This is a genomic window from Microbacterium sp. Bi128 (assembly GCF_918698205.1).
Genome location: NZ_CAKKMM010001647.1, coordinates 1 through 1050 on the forward strand (window position 1 = coordinate 1; position 1050 = coordinate 1050).

A 1050-nucleotide genomic window follows, 5' to 3' on the forward strand; every position below is an offset into this window, starting at 1 on the left:
TTCCGGGACAGCACGTTGGCTCAGTGCCCGGGTCAGTGACGAGACGCTGACGCTGAGCCGGTGCGCGGTCTCCTTGAGGGTATGTCGCTCACTGCGCAGCTGCGGGGCCGTTTCAAGCTTTCCCTCCGTCATGGTGCGCGGCCGGCCACCCAGCCTGCCGCGGGCCTTCGCCGCAGCCAGACCAGCCTTTGTCCGTTCGGACAACGTCAAGCGTGCGTAGGCACCAAACGGCCTCTCGCGGAGGCTAGGCTCTATGCCATGATGACCAATCAGCGACTTGAGCCCCTGCTCGAGCAGTACGACTGGGCGACGGAACGACTCCTCACTCGCCTCGCCGGGCCCACCAGCAACTCGGGTGATGGCAGCGACGTCGACGTACCGGTACTGACGGACGCCGAGTACCTCTGGGAACCGGTCGACGCGTGCTGGTCGGTGCGGAGGCGCGCCGATGGGCCCGGACCGGGCGCCATCAAGCTCATCGGCGCGGGTGAGTGGGGGCGAGACGGCGCCCCCGAAAGTCCGTGGCCTCCGCCCCTCACGACGATCGCCTGGCGGCTTGACCACATCTCCGAGACGCTGTTGGGCCGAGCCAACCACCTCGGGGGCGACCGAACGTTCGATAGAGCGACGTACGAATCACGACCAGATGCAGCCGGCGCCATCGAGAGGTTCCGTCACGCCGCAGCCGACTGGCGCCAGGTACTACTCAGTGTCGATGAGTCCGACTATGACCGGACCGGGCTCAGCAGCTACCCGTACGGCAGCGATGCCGAGGAGACCTTTCCGACGATCGTGTGGTGGGAGAACCAGGAGATCCTGCACCACGGAGCCGAGATCGCGCTGCTCCGCGACCTCTACGTTCACCATGCTCAGTAGCGATGAGCGCGCACCGCAGACAGCTCAGCCGACGGAGTCTCTACGACGTCGAGTGGATACAGAGGATTAAGTCCGCGTCGGTGCATAGGTGCCCGAAAGACGGTGGTTCAGCGGACGCCGTGGTGACCGCAGGGATTCTTCACCGGGCAGGGGGCCGGCTCAGTAGAGTGGAAC

Annotated in this window: 1 protein-coding gene; it reads left to right on the forward strand. The window is 65.9% G+C overall.

All coding sequences use genetic code 11. From position 1 onward, the window contains the following. Positions 1 to 258 precede the first annotated feature (258 nt). Positions 259 to 876 (forward strand): DinB family protein, encoded by a 618-nt coding sequence (locus LQV45_RS35225; RefSeq protein WP_230012674.1) that lies wholly within the window; start codon positions 259 to 261, stop codon positions 874 to 876. Positions 877 to 1050: the final 174 nt, after the last annotated feature.